This is a genomic window from Marinomonas sp. ef1 (assembly GCF_002806845.1).
Taxonomy (GTDB): Bacteria; Pseudomonadota; Gammaproteobacteria; order Pseudomonadales; family Marinomonadaceae; genus Marinomonas; species Marinomonas polaris.
Genome location: NZ_NHTT01000011.1, coordinates 1 through 22,034, shown reverse-complemented (window position 1 = coordinate 22,034; position 22,034 = coordinate 1). Strand labels below are relative to the sequence as shown.

Annotated in this window: 22 protein-coding genes and 1 tRNA gene; 10 read left to right on the top strand and 13 right to left on the bottom strand. The window is 41.3% G+C overall.

The features are described from left to right. Genes apaG through CCS02_RS15530 form a run of 5 tightly spaced genes read right to left on the bottom strand, consistent with a single transcriptional unit; the run spans nucleotide 1 to nucleotide 5,710 of the window. Complete coding sequence (apaG, locus tag CCS02_RS15550) at nucleotides 1-375, bottom strand: Co2+/Mg2+ efflux protein ApaG (RefSeq protein ID WP_072840318.1); 375 nt, start codon at nucleotides 373-375, stop codon at nucleotides 1-3. Further along, a complete protein-coding gene (gene rsmA, locus CCS02_RS15545; RefSeq protein ID WP_072840319.1) occupies nucleotides 376-1,176 on the bottom strand; it encodes a 16S rRNA (adenine(1518)-N(6)/adenine(1519)-N(6))-dimethyltransferase RsmA in 801 nt (266 codons plus the stop codon). Then, nucleotides 1,173-2,192 carry a 4-hydroxythreonine-4-phosphate dehydrogenase PdxA gene (gene pdxA / locus CCS02_RS15540; RefSeq protein WP_100186922.1) on the bottom strand — a complete coding sequence of 340 codons (1,020 nt, stop codon included), beginning with the start codon at nucleotides 2,190-2,192 and terminating at the stop codon, nucleotides 1,173-1,175. Before pdxA ends, rsmA begins: the two co-directional genes overlap by 4 nt. Before the next feature lie 9 nt (nucleotides 2,193-2,201). Beyond that, the gene (locus tag CCS02_RS15535) at nucleotides 2,202-3,452 is read right to left on the bottom strand and encodes a peptidylprolyl isomerase (RefSeq protein WP_072840321.1); all 1,251 of its coding nucleotides are present in this window, start codon (nucleotides 3,450-3,452) and stop codon (nucleotides 2,202-2,204) included. 2 nt (nucleotides 3,453-3,454) lie between these two features. Continuing rightward, a complete protein-coding gene (locus tag CCS02_RS15530; RefSeq protein ID WP_232728890.1) occupies nucleotides 3,455-5,710 on the bottom strand; it encodes an LPS-assembly protein LptD in 2,256 nt (751 codons plus the stop codon). A gap of 128 nt (nucleotides 5,711-5,838) precedes the next feature. Here CCS02_RS15530 and djlA point away from each other — a divergent pair, with 128 nt between their 5' ends. Then, complete coding sequence (gene djlA, locus CCS02_RS15525; protein WP_100186923.1) at nucleotides 5,839-6,642, top strand: co-chaperone DjlA; 804 nt, start codon at nucleotides 5,839-5,841, stop codon at nucleotides 6,640-6,642. A gap of 16 nt (nucleotides 6,643-6,658) precedes the next feature. Here the strand turns inward: djlA and CCS02_RS15520 are convergent, their stop codons facing one another. Next, nucleotides 6,659-7,642: a DUF3530 family protein gene (locus CCS02_RS15520; protein WP_100637059.1), complete on the bottom strand. Its 984-nt coding sequence runs from the start codon at nucleotides 7,640-7,642 to the stop codon at nucleotides 6,659-6,661. Between the two features lie 89 nt (nucleotides 7,643-7,731). On the opposite strand from CCS02_RS15520, the gene rpe reads away from it, so the two are divergent. Next, nucleotides 7,732-8,403 carry a ribulose-phosphate 3-epimerase gene (rpe, locus tag CCS02_RS15515; RefSeq protein ID WP_100637058.1) on the top strand — a complete coding sequence of 224 codons (672 nt, stop codon included), beginning with the start codon at nucleotides 7,732-7,734 and terminating at the stop codon, nucleotides 8,401-8,403. Next, a complete protein-coding gene (locus CCS02_RS15510) occupies nucleotides 8,403-9,083 on the top strand; it encodes a phosphoglycolate phosphatase (RefSeq protein WP_100637057.1) in 681 nt (226 codons plus the stop codon). The genes rpe and CCS02_RS15510 overlap by 1 nt, the downstream gene beginning before the upstream one ends. A 93-nt stretch (nucleotides 9,084-9,176) precedes the next feature. On the opposite strand, the gene CCS02_RS15505 is transcribed toward CCS02_RS15510, so the two are convergent. Both CCS02_RS15505 and CCS02_RS15500 read right to left on the bottom strand, forming a co-directional pair. Next, nucleotides 9,177-10,346 carry a mechanosensitive ion channel family protein gene (locus tag CCS02_RS15505; protein ID WP_198432069.1) on the bottom strand — a complete coding sequence of 390 codons (1,170 nt, stop codon included), beginning with the start codon at nucleotides 10,344-10,346 and terminating at the stop codon, nucleotides 9,177-9,179. A gap of 67 nt (nucleotides 10,347-10,413) precedes the next feature. Beyond that, on the bottom strand, nucleotides 10,414-11,745 hold the full coding sequence (locus CCS02_RS15500) for a magnesium transporter (protein WP_100186927.1): 1,332 nt from the start codon (nucleotides 11,743-11,745) through the stop codon (nucleotides 10,414-10,416). Between the two features lie 374 nt (nucleotides 11,746-12,119). On the opposite strand from CCS02_RS15500, the gene CCS02_RS15495 reads away from it, so the two are divergent. The 4 genes from CCS02_RS15495 to CCS02_RS15480 are packed head-to-tail and all read left to right on the top strand — an operon-like array spanning nucleotide 12,120 to nucleotide 15,048. Then, a complete protein-coding gene (locus tag CCS02_RS15495; RefSeq protein ID WP_072840328.1) occupies nucleotides 12,120-12,698 on the top strand; it encodes an anthranilate synthase component II in 579 nt (192 codons plus the stop codon). A 23-nt stretch (nucleotides 12,699-12,721) separates the two neighbouring features. Next, nucleotides 12,722-13,762, top strand: coding sequence for an anthranilate phosphoribosyltransferase (gene trpD / locus CCS02_RS15490; RefSeq protein ID WP_100186928.1), 1,041 nt, complete (start codon nucleotides 12,722-12,724; stop codon nucleotides 13,760-13,762). A gap of 19 nt (nucleotides 13,763-13,781) precedes the next feature. Then, nucleotides 13,782-14,597 carry an indole-3-glycerol phosphate synthase TrpC gene (gene trpC, locus CCS02_RS15485; protein WP_100637056.1) on the top strand — a complete coding sequence of 272 codons (816 nt, stop codon included), beginning with the start codon at nucleotides 13,782-13,784 and terminating at the stop codon, nucleotides 14,595-14,597. A gap of 43 nt (nucleotides 14,598-14,640) precedes the next feature. Further along, nucleotides 14,641-15,048 carry an OsmC family protein gene (locus tag CCS02_RS15480; protein WP_100186930.1) on the top strand — a complete coding sequence of 136 codons (408 nt, stop codon included), beginning with the start codon at nucleotides 14,641-14,643 and terminating at the stop codon, nucleotides 15,046-15,048. Nucleotides 15,049-15,123: 75 nt separating this feature from the next. Here the strand turns inward: CCS02_RS15480 and CCS02_RS15475 are convergent. The 4 genes from CCS02_RS15475 to flgA form a co-directional block, all read right to left on the bottom strand. Next, nucleotides 15,124-15,199 (bottom strand) — tRNA-Arg (locus CCS02_RS15475). Between the two features lie 81 nt (nucleotides 15,200-15,280). Next, a complete protein-coding gene (locus CCS02_RS15470) occupies nucleotides 15,281-15,760 on the bottom strand; it encodes a flagella synthesis protein FlgN (RefSeq protein WP_100186931.1) in 480 nt (159 codons plus the stop codon). Between the two features lie 37 nt (nucleotides 15,761-15,797). Then, a complete protein-coding gene (flgM, locus tag CCS02_RS15465) occupies nucleotides 15,798-16,112 on the bottom strand; it encodes a flagellar biosynthesis anti-sigma factor FlgM (protein ID WP_072840333.1) in 315 nt (104 codons plus the stop codon). A gap of 112 nt (nucleotides 16,113-16,224) precedes the next feature. Next, complete coding sequence (flgA, locus tag CCS02_RS15460; protein ID WP_100637055.1) at nucleotides 16,225-16,917, bottom strand: flagellar basal body P-ring formation chaperone FlgA; 693 nt, start codon at nucleotides 16,915-16,917, stop codon at nucleotides 16,225-16,227. Nucleotides 16,918-17,057: 140 nt separating this feature from the next. Here flgA and CCS02_RS15455 point away from each other — a divergent pair, with 140 nt between their 5' ends. Together CCS02_RS15455 and CCS02_RS15450 are read left to right on the top strand one after the other, a co-directional pair. Next, entirely contained in the window at nucleotides 17,058-17,987 is a 930-nt protein-coding gene (locus CCS02_RS15455; RefSeq protein ID WP_072840335.1) for a chemotaxis protein CheV, read from the top strand. 56 nt (nucleotides 17,988-18,043) lie between these two features. After that, nucleotides 18,044-18,880, top strand: a complete 837-nt coding sequence (locus CCS02_RS15450) for a CheR family methyltransferase (protein ID WP_100186932.1) — start codon at nucleotides 18,044-18,046, stop codon at nucleotides 18,878-18,880. 240 nt (nucleotides 18,881-19,120) lie between these two features. On the opposite strand, the gene CCS02_RS15445 is transcribed toward CCS02_RS15450, so the two are convergent. Further along, complete coding sequence (locus CCS02_RS15445; RefSeq protein ID WP_100186933.1) at nucleotides 19,121-20,527, bottom strand: peptidoglycan DD-metalloendopeptidase family protein; 1,407 nt, start codon at nucleotides 20,525-20,527, stop codon at nucleotides 19,121-19,123. Nucleotides 20,528-20,633: 106 nt separating this feature from the next. On the opposite strand from CCS02_RS15445, the gene tyrS reads away from it, so the two are divergent. Further along, a complete protein-coding gene (tyrS, locus tag CCS02_RS15440; RefSeq protein ID WP_072840337.1) occupies nucleotides 20,634-21,938 on the top strand; it encodes a tyrosine--tRNA ligase in 1,305 nt (434 codons plus the stop codon). Nucleotides 21,939-22,034 lie beyond the last annotated feature (96 nt).

Below are 22,034 nucleotides of genomic sequence, written 5' to 3'. Positions count from 1 at the left end.
TCAGTGAACCTGATTTGGAACTGACAAGGTGAATGGTCTGATAGGGGCTTTGAATTCAGTTCCATCATCTGCCAGAAACTGGTAGCTGCCTTGCATACTACCAACAACCGTTTCCATTACTGTTCCGCTGGTGTAATGGAATGATTCGCCTGGGCCCAAATACGGGTATTCACCAATGACGCCGCTACCTTTTACTTCTTGAACTTGTTCGTTACCATCAGTAATTATCCAATGGCGGGTTTGAAGTTTGGCCGATTCAGTTCCGCAGTTGGTAATAGAAATATGGTAAGCAAACACGTAGCGCGACTCTGTTGGTGTTGATTGTCCTGCTAGGTATTCTGTACGAACGGAAACCACGACGTCATATTTTTGCATTTACCCTTCCTTTTTGAGGACGTAGTTGGTAATTCGAACAAAGTCTTCTACGTCTAATCTTTCTGGGCGTAGTGTTGGGTCAATGTTTAGAGCAGTGAAATCATCATTGTCTAACACGCCTTTGTAGTTATTACGTAGGGTTTTTCGACGTTGCTGGAAGCCGATTCTTACCATGTCTTCTAACATTTTGATGTTATTGACAGGATGAGGCAGCGTTTTGTGAGGTGTCATTCTAACAATAGCGGAATCAACTTTCGGTGCTGGATCGAATGATTCAGGCCCAACAATAAACAGTGATTCGACAGAGCAGTAATACTGCGCCATAACACTTAATCGTCCATATAGGCTGTCACCTGGACGCGCAGCCAAACGATCAACGACTTCTTTTTGCAGCATGAAGTGCATGTCTTCAATTGCATCGGCTTGGCTTAATAGGTGAAAAATAAGCGGTGTCGAAATGTTATAAGGTAGGTTACCTACAACTCGAATGGCTTGTTCTGGAGTACTTAATGACGTGAAATCAAATTTCATTGCATCAGCTTCATGAACGGTTAGCTCAGGGAAGCGGAACAGATTCACTTTTAATATAGGAATAAGGTCACGGTCAAGCTCAACAACATCCATGCGCTCAGTGACACTGATAATACCTTCCGTTAATGCGCCTTTACCTGGTCCAATTTCAACTATACGTTGTCCTTTTTTAGGACCAATGCACGCTACAATGCGTCGAATAACGCCGTGGTCATGAAGGAAATTTTGGCCGAATCTTTTTCTGGCTTTATGGGGTTGTGGTTTGCTCATTTAGAAAACTTTTTCGCGTTATTTGCCATGTTAATAGCATGTTGAATGGCCACTTTAAGGCTGCCGTTATTTGCTTTGCCTGTGCCAGCCAAATCAATGGCTGTGCCGTGGTCGACGGATGTCCGAATAATAGGCAAGCCTAATGTAATATTTACGGCATTACCAAAACCTGAATATTTTAACACAGGTAAACCTTGATCGTGATACATAGCCAAGGCGCAGTCGGCATCATTTAGGTATTTTGGTGTAAACAGGGTATCCGCTGGCAGTGGGCCAATTAGATTTAAGCCTTCTTGGCGAAGTTTATTGAGGGTCGGGATAATAACGTCAATTTCTTCTTTGCCCAAATGGCCATCTTCTCCTGCATGTGGATTTAATCCACAGACTAAGATTTTGGGTTGCGCAATACCAAATTTTTCTTGTAGATCTTTATTAAGTGCTTTAGCGACAAGGCTGATATTTTTTTCAGTGATTGCAGCAGGCACATCTTTAAGTGGTAGGTGAGTGGTTACTAATGCGACTTTCATCGCTTCTGTCGCGAGCATCATAACAACATGTGGTGACTGGCATTGAGCTTGAAAAAACTCAGTATGTCCAGAAAAGTGAACGCCGGTTTCACATAAAATACCTTTATGGACTGGTGGCGTAACGATGGCATCAAACTCTTTTTGAATGCAGCCTTCACCTGCTTGTTTTAGTGTTTCTAACACGTAAGGGGAATTCGCAATATCTAGAGTGCCGGCAGCGGCCTTTTTCGTTAGTTGGATCGGCAAAACACTAATAGAACCTTGCTGATGTGCAGTGACATCTTGTGCACTATTTAGTGTTTGAATATTTACTGTTAGGCCTAGAGTCTGCGCTCTGTCTTGAAGTAGCTCAGGATCAGCTAGGATAATTAAGCGAGCAGGAAATGTCTGCTCGCTTAATGCGCTTAAGATAATATCTGGACCGATACCTGCGGGTTCGCCAGAGGTAATGGCAATAATGGGAAGTGATTCTACCTGATTATGTGCCATTATTTTCTCTTAGTTTTTAATATCAATGAAGGCGTCAGCACGTAATTCGTCGAGCCAGTTGCCAAGAACAATGTCTTGCTTTTGTGCGGTTAAAGCGCGTTCGGCATTGCTGCGTTTCACTTTATCGCTGATGTCTGCTTCGCGACGGCCTTCAACTTGAAGAATGTGCCAACCAAATTGTGTACGGAACGGCTTACTAATGTCGCCAATGTTAGTTTTCTTCATCACATCTTCAAACTCAGGAACCATGGCTCCTAGTGTGACCCAGCCTAAATCGCCGCCTTGTAAAGTTGAGCCTTGGTCTTCACTGTACTCTTTAGCTAATTGTGCGAAGTCCGCACCATTTTCTAGTTTTTTATAAAGCTCATCCGCAAGAACTTTAGTTTGCTCCATATTTCGAATTTCATTGGCCCGAACTAGGATATGTCGAGTTTTAGTTTGCTGTTGTAGCGTTACATCTGGAGAGCGTTTCTCAATCATCCACAATAAATGGAAGCCGGCATTGCTTTGCAATGGACCTATAAGCGGGCCTTTTTCGCTTTCTAATGCCCGTACAAATAGTGGCGGTAGTTGATTTAATGGACGCCAGCCCAAGTCCCCGCCTTCAATGGCAAATTGACCGTCTGAGTTTTCGATCGCTTGTTGCACGAAGTCATTCTCTGAGTGTATTTTTCCTGCAATGGTTTTAATTTTTGCAGCAGCTTCTTCTGGGCTACTTGCTCTAATTATTATATGTCGCAGGTGTACTTGATCTTTTTCTTTGGTGATACTGGTGTCTGAACTGAGGTAATCATCAATTTCTTGGTCTGAAATGGCAATGCGTTTTTTAACGATTTCTCGCTTTATGTTATTAATGAGAATTTCTTGCTCGATTTGCTCGCGATAACGCTCATAATTAATGCCCTTGCTAGCGAGAACATTTTTTAAACCCTGTAAGTCTAGATTCATGTTTTTCGCCACGCCAAGAATAGCATTGTCTACTTCTGAACTAGACGCTCGCATGCCGACTTTGCGGGCATAATTGACTTGTAATGCTTCATCTATCATTTGGTTTTGAATTTGACGATGAATGTTGTCAGTCATGACTCCGCCTGGAACACGGTCCTTAACGATTTGAAAGCGGCTTACAATGTCACTTTCTAAAATAGGACTAGAATCAACGATCGCTGAAATTCCATCAATTTTTGTAGGTGCAGCGTGCAGTGTTTGCAGAGGTACTAATGCAAATAGAATTAAAGAGAAAAAAGAAAATAACTTCATGATTAATATCCAACTTTTCCTTGGTTCCAATAGCTGTCAGCAATATTGTTGGCTTTGTTGTTAGCGCGGCCAGCACTGCTTAAACTACGTAAAATAAATTGTAAAAAGACGCCTCTATCAAACTCATTGTCATCATTGAGCCAATGTTGATAGCTCATCGAAACCTTGATACAGCAGTTTTCATAGCCTAACCCTGCAATTTCTTTAGTGCCATCCTCTCTTAAGAAATCATAGGTATATTGTGTGAACATGGACCAATTTTGATTGATCGGAAAAATAGTTCCTATGCTAGCTTGTTTAGCATCGTCATCTGGATCTGTGTTATTGATCGAGTACAAATAGCTTAGGTTTATTTTTATATCGTCAACAGGCTCTAAAGAAGCGACAAGCTGAGCTAAGTTTACCTCGCTATCGTCTAGGTTGTAATTCAAATTACCCGTTAGACTATATCGGTTACCGTTATAGTTGGCGGACGTCAGTAGGTCACTGCGTTTTGAGTTATCAATGGCTGTGTTCTTATCGGTTCTTCCGTCAATACCAACATAACGGTCCTCTAAATAGAAGATCTGGCCAGCTTTGAAGGCCCATTTTTCATTATTATTTTCATCATATAGACGACTTTCTAAACCAAGAGTTACTTGTTCCGTGTCACCAATACGATCATTACCGTTAAAGCGTGTATGACTAAAGGCCTGAGAGTAAGTCATCGTTGGTTCGCTAGCATCAAAATCAGGAATCTGGTTTTGAGACTCGAATGGTGAATACAAATAATTTAAACGGGGTTCAATCGTTTGTCGCCATACCCTCTGATTATTCAAGAAATTTCGCTCAAATAGTAGTGATGAGTCAACATAGCTAGTGAGATGTCCTACAGATGTGCTGCTATCTGAGTCTGTTGTATAGCTGTGAAGGTCATAATCTCTATATTGAGTTAGAAATCCTGGGGTGAAATTTCCCCAATCGTTACCTAGGTCAAATTTTACGTTTTGATTGAATGCTGTTCGCTGTCCGTCGAAATTGTCTTCGGCTGGATCATAAAAATCTGTATATTGAACGTCAATTTTATAATCTAAAAATGATGTTGCTATACGATAAGAGCTGTCTATACGAGGTAACCATTCAAATGGCTCATCATTTTTGTTATTAGGTGTTTGATAGGTCAAGTAGGTCAGCTTGTTAAGAAAATTACCATTGTTAAAGGCAAAATACGCGCTGCGTTCGTAGTGGTCTTTTTCACCAATTGACGTGCTGTTTGCTTCAGGATATTTATCTTTTGTTGGGTTGTCTTCTAATAAAAAACCAGCGCTAAAGTATTGATTAAACTTCTGCGTGGATTTTAATTTTAATAGCGTCTGCTCGCCTTCATCATTATCAGAAAAAGTAGATTGTTCGTAAACTGTTTCGCCATAAGGGCTTAAATGTCGGAATTCTAAGTCAACCCCTTGACCTTTCTTTTGGATAAACTGCGGTGTAATTGTTGCGTCGTAGTTTGGCGCAATGTTCCAGTAAAATGGTGCTGAAAAACTAACTCCATCTGATCCCGAGTAGCTAAAACTAGGGAATAAAAGGCCAGTTTGACGAGAGTCGTCTATTGGAAATCGTAGCCAAGGAAAATAGAATACAGTTAGGCCTGCAATACGAATCTGTACATGCTTTGCTGTACCAAATCCATTTTTGGGGTCTAGTTTTATTGAGCTACCATATAATTTCCAGCTTTCTTCATTTGGTTCGCAGGTCGTGAAAAAGCCTTCCTCGATAAAAACCACACCATCTTGGTTGCGTGATAGTGATTTGGCTTCGCCGCGAGCACCTGATTGATGGCTAAGGAATTTTGCATCTTTGAAAACCGTTGGTGCATCACCGCTGTTTGCTATGTAACCAGTTGAACTGCGGATTAGCTGATTTTCGCTGCGTAATGTGACGTTTCCTGTAGCGAGATAATAATCGTCTGGAATACCTTCAATGTCATCTGCAGACAAGGTAGATTGAGGCTGAATGATCTCCGCCTCTCCTTGAAGATGAATTACACCATTCTCGTCACGAACGATGAGGTCAGCAGCGAGATTTGTTCCCTTCGTATCTGTCGCTTTCCAGTTGCTAATATATGAACCCTGACAATATCGACTTAGCTGCGCTCGCTGCTCAGTCGTCAGGGATTCTTTGGGAGTCCAGTCCCATTGATCAACTTGCGCTTGTGCAAGAGGCAATATGAAAAGACTTTGAAAAAATAAGGCGTAGGTGCGTAAATGCTTAACCATGCAGGGTATACTTGCCACCAATAATTATTGTCCTAAATCGGATACTGCCAATAAGCGGTTCCACGTAATAAGACAAATGATAATCTAAGCAGGCCCATAGGGGCTACCGATTCTGGAGAAATATCTTTATGTGGAAAGTTGTTTGCGCGATTTTAGGCTATATTTTGGCTGGTTTTTTAGGCGCTTTACTGGGCTTTATCGTCGGCGGAGTCGTTGATAGAGCCCAGACTGGCGGCGCTTTTAGTGGAATTCGTGGTCGTGCGGATATGCGCCTTCAACAAGAAACTTTTTTTCGCACATTATTTCTTTTAATGGGGCGTTTGGCCAAATCAGATGGTCAGGTATCTGAAGCAGAAATTCAATTGGCGCAATCTGTTATGCAGCGTCTGCGTTTATCACCTGCTGCTCAAGAGCAAGCGAAGCAGTTGTTTAACGAGGGTAAATCTGAAAATTTTGACCTTGCTGCTGTCCTTAATACTTTTAAGCAGACCGTTGGTCCTGGAGATTTGACACGCACTTTATTGGAAGTGTTGTTGGTGTCTGCTTATGCGGATGGTCATTTTAGTGTCGAAGAAAAGTCATTTGTGTCTCAGGTTTGTGCGTATCTAGGGGTATCTGTTGCTGAATTTGAGGCTTTGCATATTCAGGTTAAGCAGCAAGCGCACTTTAGACAGGGCTACCAGTCTTCTTCTAACTATTCTTCTAGTAATGTGGGATCAAAAGATCTTCTGAAGGCGGCCTATGATGTACTGGGGGTGACACCAGAAATGAGTGATGCTGAAATTAAAAAGGCCTATCGTCGTCTGATGAGTAAAAATCACCCTGATAAATTAAGTTCACAGGGGTTGCCGGATGAAATGATTGAATTGGCAAAAGAGCGCACGCAAGAAATTCAATCTGCTTATGAAATGGTTAAAAATGCTCGTAAATAAGAGCTTAATTTAATATCTAATTGATTATAGGGCTTTCATAGAAAAGCCCTTTTTTTACGCTAGGTAATGATTTTAGTTGGTTTATTTGATTGGTGTTTTGCTTTAAAAAGCCACGAACTCTCTGTATTAATAATTGCTTGCTGTTTTTTCCTGTGACTCTATCAGGTAAGGCGTTTACTTGGATAAAATCGCCAACTTTATCTGTTCTTTGGTTAGCGGCTTGTTTGCGCCATACTGCAAATTGGTCGTTCCCAGTCTTATCGACATAGTAATCTAAGATAGGCTGCGCGATTTGACGAATTTGTTGTGCCACTTCGTAGTCTGATAGATTCGGAGGGGATTCTATATCGATAAGCGTTAATGCTTTGCCTGCGTCTTTGTTGGCGGCTAGGAATGCTAAGGCATAGCTGGCGCCAGTACCGTAGCCAAGAAAAGTGAATTGTTCTACTCCTTGTGCTTTGGCGTAATCGATAGTTGCCTGTATGCGAGCGAAAACCAGAGTTTGGTTAGGAAGTTCTTTAGGTGATGATGTGTTTTCTGCTGTCGCTGTGGTTATTTTAACAGGCTCGGCACGTTTAATAATGTCTGGGACTTCAAGGGATAAAGTACACCAGCTGTGCTCCGGCATGGCATCGCGTAATGGTGCGATGGCATCTGGCCAATCAGGGTGTTCGTTGTCTGAATGCAGCATTATTACACAGCCTTGAGTTGAGCTGGTGAGAGATGGTCTATAAAGGGCAAGGAAAGGCTCTGCATTCGCTTCTAAGGTTTGAATTTGGTGATCTAAACGTCTTATTGTTAGCGAAGCTTTCAGTGCATCAATTCGAGAAGCCTGCGGCTTGGGGATAATGTATTCTTTAGCGTTTTGTGTTGGTGTTGTTTGCTGTGGAGTAGTTGTACTGCCGGGGGCTGCTTGTGATTCTTCCGCGAAAAGAGCGGTATTTGTGCTCAGGGAAAGAAGTGCAATGATAGCGTGGCGCAGTGCAGTAAATTTCTTCATTGTTTTCAATACTTCTTTTAAAGGCCTTGTTAAAATACGGTCTAAATTTTCACTATGAGACCTTTATTGTGTCACTGCTGGAGTCAGATATGAATGATTTTATCATTGCCCCTTCGATCCTTTCTGCCGATTTTGCTCGATTAGGTGAAGAGGTCGACAATGTCTTGGAGGCCGGAGCCGACATCATACACTTTGATGTGATGGATAATCATTATGTTCCTAATTTAACGATTGGTCCTATGGTTTGTAAAGCATTGCGCAAACATGGCGTGACCGCTGATATTGATGTACATCTGATGGTGAAGCCAGTTGATCGCATGATTGGAGACTTTATTGAAGCGGGTGCTTCTATTATTACTTTTCACCCAGAAGCCAGTGAACACATTGATCGTTCTTTGCAAATGATTCGAGACGGCGGTTGTAAGGCTGGTTTGGTATTCAATCCAGCAACCTCTCTCGAGCATTTAAAATATGTGATGGATAAGATCGACATGGTGTTGTTGATGTCAGTTAACCCTGGGTTTGGTGGGCAATCTTTTATACCTGGTACTCTGGATAAATTACGCGAAGCTCGTGCATTGATTGATGCCAGCGGTTATGACATTCGTCTTGAAGTCGATGGCGGTGTGAGTGAAAAGAATATTGCTGAAATCGCACGCGCAGGCGCAGATACTTTTGTAGCTGGTTCTGCTATTTTTGGCAAAGATAACTACAAAGCCGTGATTGATGCGATGCGCAAAGAATTGGCGAGTGTACGTTAATGAAAACGCCTAGCTATTTTTCAAAGTGGTTTGATGGTTGGCCTGAGCTAGTTTGCTTGGATCTTGATGGTACTTTAGTAGACAGTGTGCCTGATATTACTGGAGCGGTAGATGCTTTCTTAGCCGACCTTGGGGCGCCACTTGCGGGTGAGGAACTTGTTAGAGGTTGGGTTGGCTTTGGTTCTGCTAAATTGATCGAGCAAGCGCTTGAGTGGGCAAGTATTGATTCAGCTAAACACGAAGAAGCGTATCGTATTTTTCTAACACACTATCATGCGCATTTGACCGACGGCACGACGCTTTATCCAAATGTGAAAGCCTTACTGAAAGCCTTTAAGCATAACGGTGTTCCTGTTGCATTGATTACCAATAAGCCAAGTGTGTTTGTGAAACCTATGTTAGATCATTTTGAGCTGACTGAGCAATTTGGTTGGTTGTTGGGTGGCGACACACTAGAAGAGAAGAAGCCATCTGCTATGCCTTTGTTGCATTGCAGTGAGTCAATTGAAGCTTTGCCTGAAAATTGTCTGATGATAGGTGATTCAATTACTGATTTTAAAGCTGCAAATAACGCTGGTTTCAAATGTGCCTTGGTGACTTATGGTTACAACCAAGGTGTTGATCTTAAAGGGCTGGGCGCTGATGCGATAATTGATGATTTAGCTGAGTTGCTTGTCTGATTTTATTTATGGCGTGAGAGATGTAAAAAAGGCCAGACTATTTCTAGTTTGGCCTTTTTTGTTATTAAGTTTTTAAAAATTGAATATATTACTTTAGCTTTTGTCCTTCTGCGATGGCTCTTTCTGAAGCTGCTCTTTTACAGGTTGCTCCGATGAGTTCACCTGTTCCGATAATAGTGTCATTTGGCTATCGTCAGCCATGTGAACTGTATGGGTTGGGAAGGCAACTTCTGCATCATGTGATTCAATAATTTGCATAGCTTTGAACAGCACGTCTTGTTTGACGTTATGGTAGGTTCGCCAGTCTACGGTTTTTGTATATGCATAAATAAAGAAGTCTAGAGATGATGGACCGAACTGATTGAAATTCACCATATAAGTCTCGTTTGTGTCTAAATCTTCATGGTTGGCAACCATGTCTTTTATATCTGCCAGAATGGTTGGTAGAAGACTGAAGTCTCGATAGCGTACTCCAATAGTTTCATTTATGCGGCGATGGGTCATACGGGATGGGTTTTCAACCGAAATCAATGAGAAAGTGGAGTTGGGGACATACAGAGGGCGTTTTTCGAAAGTGCGAATGCGTGTTTGTCGCCAGCCAATATGCTCTACTGTACCTTCAATATTTTGATCTGGTGAGCGAATCCAGTCGCCAATAGCAAATGGTCGATCTAAATATACCATCAAACCACCGAAGAAGTTGGCGAGTAAATCTTTAGCTGCGAAGCCTACGGCAATACCGCCTATACCACCAAATGCCAATACGCCGGAAATGCTATAACCTAGTGTTTGCAAGATAACTAAAACTGAGGTGATGATAACGGATGCACGTAATAATTTACTGATTGCGCTGGCCGTTGTGTAGTCAACGTTAGTGGTTATTTTGCTTGAGTTGGTAAGTGTTCTTTCGCTTTCAGATATACAGCGCAATACGAACCAAGTCAGTATAACGATAACGCCGACTTCACGAATTGCATGGATAAGTGATGAAAAATTAGGGTCAACTTCTGTGCCGGAAATTTCAGCGGCAATGCTCAAACCAGCCAACCATACAAAGACTCCAACAGGTTTTTGTGCTGCATGAATTAAGACATTGTCCCAAGGCGTTTTGGTTTTTTCGAGTTGTTTGTCTATACGCATTAAAATGCGGGTGGCAATAAAATTAACAATTAGTGTACCAAGTACAACTAAAAATACTCGGACAACCCAGTGCATTTTAGTGTCGCCCAAGCCTAAATATACTTGCATTGTTTCCCAGTTCATTATGCTTCTCTATACCTTTGTCTTGTTCGTGAATGGCTCTGATTAGAAGTTATGCTAGTTGTGTTAGTTAAATAAGTAATAAAGTGCCCAACCCCAAGAAGGCAACAAAACCAGCTATATCTGTCACAGTGGTTAAAATGACTGATCCAGAGAGCGCTGGATCAATACGTAATTTATCTAGTAATACTGGTATTAGAACGCCAGACAGGGCAGCCATTATAATGTTGACGATAATAGCTAAGCCGATCACCATGCCAAGCATTGGGCTTTCGAACCACCATAAAGTCACCACACCAATTACAATGGCCCATAATATGCCGTTTAATCCGCCTACTTTTAATTCTTTTGATAATAAAGATTTTAAGTTGCTGCGAGTTATTTGTCCCAGGGCTAAGCCTCGGACAATTAGCGTCAATGTTTGACTGCCTGCGATACCACCCATGGAGGCAACAACTGGCATTAATACCGCTAATGCAACGACTTGTTGAAGTGTCGCTTCAAATAGCCCGATAAACGCTGAGGCTAAAAATGCCGTTAGTAAATTTATGCCAAGCCAAATACCACGAGTTGCTGCACTGCGTTTTACTGGTGCAAATAAATCAGATTCTTCATTTAGGCCAGCTGTCGACATTTGCTGAGCTTCGTGCTCTAAGCGCCATGTTTCCATGGCAAGTCCTGCGTGGAAACGACCTAATAGAATTTGATTGTCATCCACCACAGGTAGTGCTGATAGCGACGATCGTTCGAGTTGCTCTGCAGCTTTTGTTAGTTCTGTATCGGCGTGGATAAAGGAGCAACCCTCATCTATCAAACTTGAAATTGGTTCATGGCCTTGAGCCTTGAATAGACGGTCAAACTTCACGCAACCAACCCAGCGGCCAGTTCTGTTCACCAAATAAACCATATCTGTGTAATCTGGCGTGTTCTTTTTTAGCAGTCTAAGAGCTTCAGATGCGCGGATGGATTGAGAGGCGATTAATAATTCGTGGTCAATCCAACGGCCAACAACATCATCGTTGTAAACAATACCTTGTTGGTAATATTCGCGTTGTTTGTTGTCCATCTGCTTTAAGGCGATGTCGACAAGGCGGTCTGGTAGCGAGTCCGTTATTTCGAGTAGGTCTTCGGCATCGACATCAGTGAATAAAGCTTCTATTTCTGAGTCATCTAGCTCTCTTAATAGTAGCTGTCGAGACTCTCCACGCATTTCAACCAAAATATCAAGTCGGTTGGCCTGTTTGATATTTGCCCATGCTTGCCGGCGTTGGGTAAGCGGAATGGATTCAAGCGCTAATGCCACATCATCCGGTGTTAACTCTGAAATGGCCTTGTTAATGGACTCTGGAGAGTGCTCGTCATGTATGAGGGTTTCGATGAGGGCGGCGACTTGGCTATGCACAGGGCATCCTTAAAACACTGAATAATGACGGTAAAGATAACATGCTTTCTAGTGTGCGGTATAACTGCTTGTATATCAAACAAGGCTTTGTTTTTACACGGTATTATTTAAAACCTTCCAAAACGCTGAAATAAAAATGGTAAATTATGGTGTCATTTGATGGGGAGATTAGTGATTAGTGTATGCTATTTGAACTGTTAGGATCTTATGAAGTGTAAGGTCTGGCGAGACAGAGTGTTCCTGACAGTGTAGAATTTAGCGCACTTTAAAATGCATGTTTTTATTATTCGTCAATGCATTTCGTTTTTTGTGTCAGTTTCTGCGGATTCTAACATTAGTAGATCAATATTGTTTTATAGGCGCGCCCCTTCTTTATGTTATTGATGATTGATAACTACGACTCTTTTACTTACAACCTTGTGCAATATTTTCGTGAGTTAGGGATGGATGTACAGGTGTATCGTAACGATGAGATTAGCATTAAAGATATTGAGCGCCTTGCTCCATCGCATTTAGTGATTTCACCGGGGCCTTGCACACCTAACGAAGCGGGGATTTCTCTGGCTGCAATCACGACATTTGCAGGGAAAATTCCAATATTGGGTATTTGCTTAGGCCATCAAAGTATTGGTCAGGTCTTTGGTGGAGAGGTAATTCGTGCTAAAAATGTCATGCATGGTAAAACCTCGTTAATTTATCACCAAAATACCTCTGTGTTTTCTGGCTTGCCAAACCCGCAGACTGCAACACGCTACCATTCCTTGGTCGTTTCAGCAGACTCATTGCCTGATTGCCTAGAAGTAACCGCTTGGAGTCAAAATGCAGAGGGTGATAGAGAGGAAATTATGGGAATTCGACATAAAACACTTGCCGTTGAAGGGGTGCAATTTCATCCTGAGTCGATTCTGACTGAAGCAGGTCATGCTTTATTGGCCAATTTCTTAACACGATAGTTTTAATACGATAGGAGAGGCTGGTGGATATTCAAAAGGCGATTGCTGCTGTTGTTGAACGCCAAGATTTGAGCGGCGACGAGATGCAAATAGTGATGCATGACATCATGACGGGAAAAGCCACGCCAGCACAGATAGGCGGATTTTTAATTGGCCTAAGAATGAAAGGTGAGACGGTCGAAGAAATTACCGCTGCGGCGCAGGTGATGCGAGAGTTATCGAGCAAGGTACATTTGGATCTTGAACATGTGGTTGATACATGCGGCACTGGCGGTGATGGTGGCAACTTGTTTAACGTATCTACAGCGTCTGCGTTTGTTGTTGCTTCAGCGGGGGGGAAGGTTGCTAAACACGGCGGGCGTTCCGTGTCTTCGAAATCCGGTAGTGCAGATGTGCTGGAGCAAGCGGGTATTTACCTTGGTCTTGATGCTGTGCAGGTTTGCCGATGTGTTGAAGAGATAGGTTTAGGTTTTATGTTTGCGCCTAATCATCATTCAGCTATGAAATATGCAGTTGGTCCTCGTAAGGAAATGGCTACTCGAACCATTTTTAATTTGCTTGGTCCATTGACTAACCCTGCTAATGCAAAATGTCAGGTCATGGGGGTTTTTCATCAGAAGTGGGTTCGTCCTATTGCTGAAGTATTGAAAGCTCTGGGTAGTGAGCATGTTATGGTTGTTCACTCTGAAGATGGCTTAGATGAGATTAGTATCGCTGCACCAACTTATGTGGCGGAGTTAAAAAATGGTGAAATTTTAGAGTATAAAATTTCACCAGAAGATTTTGGCATTCCATTGCAATCTATTGATACGATTCAAGCTGCTGATGCATCTGAAAGCCTTGCTTTAGTAAAAATGGCACTGGATGGTAAGGGGAAAATAAACCCTGCCAGGGATATTGTTGCTTTAAATGCTGGCGCGGCGATTTATGTTTCAGGTATTGCTGATACTTTAGCAGAAGGTGTGAATATTGCGGAAGATGTGATTGGCGGTGGTACAGCCAAAGTCAAGATGTCTGAATTAGCTAGTTTCACGCGTTGTTTTATGAGTCCTGACTCACTGTAATTATAGGAGCAGTAACCTAATGCAAATAGAAACACCGACAATTTTAAAGAAGATTGTAGCGCGAAAGTATGAAGAAATTACCGAACGTAAATCTCATACACCGTATGGAAATTTAGAGGTTGCAGCGTCTGTAGCTAATGTTCATAACGCCCCTCGTGGTTTTGCTCATGCATTAAGACATCAAATAGCTATCGGTAAATCTGGTGTTATTGCTGAAATTAAGCAAGCTTCCCCTAGTAAAGGTGTATTGCGCGAGCCTTTTATCCCAACTGACATTGCTAGATCCTACGAAAGATCAGGTGCGGCTTGTTTGTCTGTTCTAACAGACAGTGATTTCTTTAAAGGTCATGAAGATTATCTAGTTGAGGCTCGTGCAGCATGTAAGTTACCTGTTATTCGCAAGGATTTCATTGTCGATGAGTATCAGGTGCTAGAAGCTAGGGCGATTGGTGCAGACTGTGTTTTATTGATTGCTGCGTGCCTAAGTGGTGATAAATTGCGAGAGCTAGATCAAATTGCTCGTGATCTTGGTATGGATGTTTTGGTAGAGGTACATAATCGTCCAGAGTTGGATTTGGCTTTGGAATATACTCAGACTGAATTGCTTGGTATCAATAACCGAAATCTTCATACCTTTGAGCTTAGTTTAGATCATACGTTTGAATTGATGGACAGTGTGCCTTCCGACCGCTTGATTGTTACAGAAAGCGGGATTCATACTCGTGATGATGTGGCCTTGATGAGGCAAAAAGGTATTCATGCGTTTTTGGTTGGCGAGGCTTTTATGCGCGCCGATGACCCAGGTGAAAAATTGGCTGAGTTGTTCCAGTCGTAATGATGATAGTTTCAGTCATGACAGAATCAAGTAAGGTTGAATGATGAAGACAAATGTTAGTTGGCAAGAAGATGTGCATTTTACCGCTGAAACCGGTTCTGGTTTTAAAGTGGAAATCGATGGAAATCAAGTGGCCGGCCCAAGACCTATGGAGCTTTTGCTTGCAGGCTTGGGTGGTTGTACTTCTTATGATGTGGTTGGGATTTTAAAGAAATCTCGTCAAGATGTGGTTTCTTGTGTTGCTCAAATTGATGCTGATCGAGCTGATAGTGTCCCTGCGGTGTTTACTGAAATTCGAGTGCACTTTGTCGTTACTGGTCGTAACTTGAAGGAAAGTGTTGTTGCTCGAGCAGTTAAATTGTCTGCAGAAGAGTATTGCTCTGCTTCTCTAATGTTAGAGAGAGGTGGTGTGAAAATTGTTCATAGCTTTGAGGTGATTGAGGCGGAATAAGGTATTGCTTTATAAAAGTATTTAAAAAAAGAGCTAAGAGGCTCTTTTTTTAGTTTTTTGCAGTGCTTAATGTGTTGGTGTCCCCACCAGGACTCGAACCTGGAATAGCTGCTTAGGAGGCGGCCGGTATATCCTGTTTACCTATGAGGACGTGCTGCAAGTTGAGATTTATACATTAATTACGACTGAAATACAAATGACAACTAAGTATGATGTTGATTCTTATGGTTTTTTAAGCTCGGCCTAATGTATGTTTGCTGCTTATTGGGCGTGTAGAGCCTCTGGCTGTATAGACTTTGTTTTTGCTGCTATGGCCTTGGAGTAATTCGAAAAGATGCTTGTTACGCTTTTGTAAGGTGTTAAGGATTCGAGCGTTAGTGTTGTTTTGTGTTTTACATTTTTTGAGTAATGTTTCGCACTCTTGCATCAATAGGCGAACGTTGTCCATTGAGCTGTCTTGTAGGCTTAACCAGTTTTTGAATTCTGTTTCAGTAGGTTTTTTTCGGTCGACAATATCAAATTTAATGAGAATGTTGACTCTTTTCTCATTAAGCTGATTCATTTCATCAAGAAGGGTTTGTTTTTGCTCGGATAGGCTGATGATTACTTCGCTGTTCAGTTCCCCATAAGCTAAACGCTCTTCATCAAGAAGCGAAGAGAGTTTTTCTAATATCTCTTTGCTTCTGATAAATATAGGTGCGATAGGAATCATAAGACAAACCGTTTACAAACTGTATAGGAGTTACAGTCTAGAATAGCGAATCCATAGAAGCCATATTATTTGCTAGCTTCTGGGTATCTATTTTGTACTCGCCTGCTGCAATAGCGTTTTTAATTTGTTCCACTTTATCCATATCAACATCAGGTAAGCTGCTAATTTTAGACTGCTGACTTTGAAGAGTTTGTGCAGTGCCACTTAATTTCACGGTGTCTTCTGCCAATGTGCCACCGCTTTGAACTGAGCTTTGTTTGTCCGTTGCGCTATTTGTCGCATCATCTTTTTGCGATCGTTCACTTTTGTTGATCGTGCTCTGGTTTGATAGACCTGTAAAATGTATTGCCATTGGGTTTTCCGCCCTTTAATGATTTGCCTGTCTATGTTGTCGGCTGGGTCTATAAGAACTTTAATAAAAAGCCCCAGAAAAGAGTATTTATTCATTGCCGATCAGTCTGTACTCAATAGTTTACAAGAACCTCACTGTCAGTTACAACTTTGGCGTATATAATTCGTTCAGAACTTGTGTTTTTGACTCGAATTTGTTGGCCTTTGACACCATTTTCTAAAGCAACACCGTTCATTCGGACTATAATGGTACCACTGCTTGCTGTTATTAGTACTGAGTCGCCTTTTTTAACTAAGGTTGGCTGATTGGTTAGATCGTCAGTGATGACTGTGTTTATGCGCAAGTTGCGTGAAGCAATTAGGCCGTAAGGTGGTTTTTTTTTAGTGTAAACATGTCCTCTTAGGCTGGAAATGTCCACTTCTCCCACATCGGTGTTTGATTTGCTGATGGCTTGGCCTCGGTTGATTGGGGTGATGGTTTTTATTGCTGGAATCATTATGGACTGAGTTACTGGTACATAGGACTTCCAAGTTGGTGAGTCACAGCTGACTTCATAGTTTGTGCGTTTGGTAGCGTCTGGTCTTTGATTGTTGATCTGAATTGATTCGTTTTCACAATCAGGTAAGTAGTTGAGTGCGGCAAGATTGTTTAATGTGATGCTTATGGCTGCATCAGGGTATATTTCTGATAACCGAGGAATCTCTACTTGATTTATGTAGTGGTTAATTTGTTCTTCAGTCGTTATGGCAAATGTAAAACCAGTTTGGAAACAAATGAAGGCTATGCTTAGCCTTATGATTCGCATGATTTGTTCTCTTTGTTTATTATTACGTTATAAATAAGATAGTTAGTAAATTATTTGAATTCACTTTATCATTGGATGATACATTTTAACAATTTTGAGGTGATACCTCAGTATAATGTTTACACATTTTGGAGGCGTTTATGGCTGGAGTTCTGGATACTGTTAACCAACGTACACAGCTCGTAGGGGAAAATCGACTTGAATTGCTGTTGTTTCGCTTAAATGGTAAGCAAATTTATGGCATCAACGTTTTTAAAGTGAAAGAAGTGCTGCAGTGTCCTAAATTAACCACTATGCCTCATAGTTCTCCTGTGGTTAGAGGTGTTGCTCATATTCGTGGCGGTACTATTCCTATTTTAGATTTAGGACTGGCTACAGGTGCGAGTCCAATCGAAAATATTAGTCAATGTTTTGTGATTATTACTGAATATAATCGTCGAATTCAGGGTTTTTTAGTGCGTGGTGTAGAGCGCATTGTAAACATGAATTGGAGTGATATTCAGCCACCACCAAAAGGATTGTCGAATGATAATTACCTGACAGCCGTTTGTCAGGTTGACAAAGAAATGGTGGAGATTATTGATGTTGAGCAGATTCTTTCTGAAGTTGCTCCTACTCGTCAGGATATCTCAGAAGGTATTGTGAATGCTGGTGTGACAGAGAATGCACAAAAGCATCATATTCTTATCGTGGATGATTCTTCTGTTGCTCGTAAGCAGATTAAACGTTGTATGGAACAGGTTGGTTTTGCTACGACAGTTTTATGTGATGGTCGTGAAGCGCTTACTTATCTTCAAAATATGGTTGCAGAAGGTAAGGATGTAACTAAGGAGTTTTCTATGGTTATATCTGACATAGAGATGCCTGAGATGGATGGTTATACGTTAACAACTGCGATTCGTAATGATAGTCGGTTGCAAGATCTATTTATTCTTCTTCATACCTCTTTGAGTGGTGTGTTTAATGAAGCAATGGTTAAAAAAGTAGGAGCTGATGGCTTTTTGGCGAAGTTCCAACCAGATGAATTGGCTCGATTGGCTATAGAGACAGTGCAGGTGCAATCAGAGTAATGTTTAGGCCCTTTAATGGGGCTTTATTTATTGAACCTGTCACTTATGGAGTTTTAATGCTCAGTAGTACAAATGCAATTACACCTAATGGTTATATAAGGTTTAGAGATTACTTGCAGAAAGTGTGTGGGATCTCGCTGAGTGATAATAAGCAATATTTGGTCGCCAGTCGCTTGGGAAAAATTTTAGAGAGAGAAGGTTTTTCTAAAATTGAGCAGTTAGTAGATGCTTTGGAGAGGTTGGGGGGATCTAAACTAAAAGAAGAAGTCATTAATGCAATGACGACAAATGAAACTCTTTGGTTTAGGGATACGCACCCGTTTACGATTTTAAAAGACAAAGTGCTGCCTGAAATGACAGTGGCACCTCTAAGAATCTGGTCAGCTGCATCTTCTACCGGTCAAGAACCTTACTCTATAAGTATGGTTATAGAGGAGTTTAAAGCGTCTCGACCTGGCGTTTTGAAAGCGGGTGAAAAAATAGTAGCGACAGATATTTGTACTAATATTTTGCAGCATGCTAAGCAGGGTGAATATGACAGCTTGGCTATTGCTCGTGGACTTGGTGCGGATTTACAGCGTCGGTACTTTGATAAAGTGAATGATTTGACTTGGAAAATTAAGCCGCACTTGAGTGCGCGTGTTGAATTTAAGTACTTGAATCTTATTGAATCATTTTCGATGCTAGGTAAATTTGATGTGATCTTCTGTCGTAATGTGCTGATTTATTTTACCGTTGATCTTAAATTGGATATTTTGAAAAGAATGCATGCCTCTTTAAAGCCTGGAGGTTATTTATTTCTTGGTGGATCTGAAGCACTGAGTGGTCTATCTGATTATTTTGAGATTGTTCAGTGTCACCCAGGTATTGTATATAAAGCTAAGGCTTTATAGTGTAGGTGTCGCTTAGTTAAAGTTAATCGTAGTAGAAGGGCCTGTCTAGTGTTTGTAGATGGGCTTTTTTGTGGGTGCTTACTTTGTCTTATAATCGGTGATAAGTAAGGTGTCTTCTTCTGCTGTAGAGTGGGGGAGGTGGCAATTCGAGGCTGGTTTCGTGTGTGGGATAAATGTAGTAGGTTAAGTAGCCAGTGTGTAAGTCACGCTGGCTCTATGTGAAATTATAAAGTGGTGGTGTTATTCTTTTAAAGAGGCGAGTTTTTGCGCAAACGATGGTGAATGTGAATTCGATAATGTAGCGACTACCTGCTTTGCATAAGGTAGATAGTTTTTCAAATCGTTTTTAGGCATTGGATCGTCATTTGGTAATTTAACAGTTACTGGGTTTTTATGGGTTCCGTTTATTCTGAACTCATAGTGAAGGTGTGGGCCTGTCGCCCAGCCTGTTTGTCCTACGTAGGCAATTATATTGCCCTGCTGAACTCTGGCGCCACGTTTTGTCCCCTTTGAAAAGCCTTTCAAATGAGCGTAAAGGGTTTGGTAACCTTTACCGTGATCGATAATCACAACATTGCCATAACCGTTTTGTTTTCCCGCAAAGGATATTTTGCCATCTCCAGCCGCTTTTACTGGAGTTCCGCTTGCGGCTGCATAATCAACACCTCTGTGCGGACGACTGGTTTTGAAAATAGGGTGTAATCTGTTTGGATTGAATTTTGATGAAATCCTTGTGAAATCAACAGGTGTTCGTATAAAGGCTTTGCGCATTGCCAATCCATCAGGGGTATAATAATTTGCTCCTTTTTCTGTTTGGTAGCGAATTGCCTGATAGGTTCGGCCATTGTTGATAAACTGAGCAGCTATGATGTTTCCATGTCCGATTTTTTCACCATCAAGATACTTTTCTTCATATAACATGCTTAAACTGTCACCTTTTCGAATGTCCAAGGCAAAGTCTATATCCCAGCCAAAAATATTTGCTAACTCAATTAATAAGGGTTGATCGATTCCTGATCTTAGTCCGTCAACAAATAATGAGTTATTGATTTCTGCCTCTTTGTAGGCTTGGACAATTTCTGGTGTTCTGGAGGATTCTGTTCTATTGAATTTATCATCATTTCGCTCAAAGGTTACGCTATCTAAGCGGTTAAGGATAAGTGTTAACTGAGTGAGTTCTCCAGATGTTTCATTAGTCGTGAAGTTGATTGTTTGTCCTGGCCTCATTTGCAGCAAGGTTTTTTGTTTTTTGTCAGCCAGAGATACTTTGTAAATGTCTTGTGCTGATATACCTTCGTTAGCTAATAGTTTTGATAGGGAGTCGCCAGATTTTACTTCAACAGATTGTTCTTTAAATGTTGCTGGGCTGCTCTTTTTTACCAAGGTGTCAGGTGCAGGAATATCGTAGGTAGAGTTTGTATTGTTGGGCGAAAAGGTTGTTAAAGGGATTGTGCTACTTTTGGGCGTGAGTTTTTGCAAGTCCTGCAGCATAAGCTGAGACTGGTCTATCACCTCAAAGTTTGCTTCGAGGGAAATTAGATTGTTATCGATGGTTTCCTCGTCAGGGAGTGCTATAAGTACTATGGCGAGGAGTGCGCTTATCCCTGAAATTAGGAGTAAATGCTTTGTTGGTAATAGCTTGATCAAAATGCGTACCTAAAAATCTTTAATAAAAGCCTTATAATCCTACCAACATTACTTTTATAATTGAATGCTTAAGTACGATAAACTAACTAGGATATGGATCAAAATAATGACTGTAAGCAGTAAAGACCTTTTGAATGACTTGCAAGCTCGTGGACTTATCGCCCAAATGACGGCAGAAGATGAGCTAAAAAAACATCTTGATGGTGGAAGTCGTACTCTTTATTGTGGTTTTGATCCAACCGCAGATAGTTTGCATTTGGGGCATCTTGTTCCTCTTCTTGTGCTAAAACGTTTTCAAGATGCTGGGCATAACCCAATTGCTTTGGTTGGTGGTGCGACAGGCCTTATAGGAGATCCAAGCTTTAAAGCGGCTGAACGTCAATTGAATACATCCGATGTGGTTGCAAGTTGGGCAGAAAAAATTCGTGGCCAAGTAAGTCAATTTGTAAAATTTGATGATGTGTCTAATCCTGCTCGAGTTGTTAATAACCTCGATTGGGCTGGCGAAATGAGTGTGTTGGATTTCTTGAGGGATATCGGTAAGCACTTTTCTGTTAATGCAATGATCAATAAAGAATCTGTTCAGCAGCGCCTTAACAGAGAAGGCGCTGGTATTTCTTTTACTGAATTTTCTTATGCATTGTTGCAAGGAATGGATTTTGCTGAATTGAATAGAGCCTATGATTGTACCCTTCAAATAGGTGGCAGTGATCAGTGGGGGAATATAGTAGGTGGTATCGATCTATCTCGTCGTCAAAATCAATCTCAAACATTTGGTTTAACTGTTCCTTTGGTTACAAAATCTGATGGAACCAAATTTGGTAAAACGGAATCTGGTGCGGTTTGGTTGGATTCTTCCAAAACAAGTCAGTACGCTTTTTATCAATTTTGGATGAATACTGCCGATGCCGATGTTTATAAATTTTTGAAATTCTTTACTTTCTTAGATCTTGCTGAGATTGATGCAATTGAAAATGCAGATAAAGAAAGTGGTGGCAAGCCTCAGGCGCAAGCTATTCTTGCACGAGAAGCGACTAAACTTGTTCATGGTGAAGAAGGTCTGCAAGCAGCGGAGCGTATTACTAATGCTTTGTTTAGTGGTGAGGCTGATCAATTAAGTGAGCAAGATCTTGAGCAAATTCAGCTTGATGGTTTGCCGAGCAGTTCTTTGGCGGGTATTGATCTTGTTGAAACGCCCCTTACTAGTCTAATGGCGGATGCCGGATTAGCTGCTAGTGGCAAGCAGGTCAAGGATGCTCTTCAGCGAGATTCTGTTTTTGTAAATGGCGTGGCTAAGGGGTTGAGTGACAATATGACAGCTGCTGATATCTTCACTGCTGCAAATGGTTATTTCGGGAAGTACTTCCTCGTTAAATTAGGTAAGAAAAAGCATCACTTGTTTGTGTTGTAGCTGTTGATGGGCGATGCCTAAGTAATTGAGATAAACAAAAAGACACTCCGGTGTCTTTTTGTTTATCTGTGGCTTGTTAGGTTTAATTTAAATTTA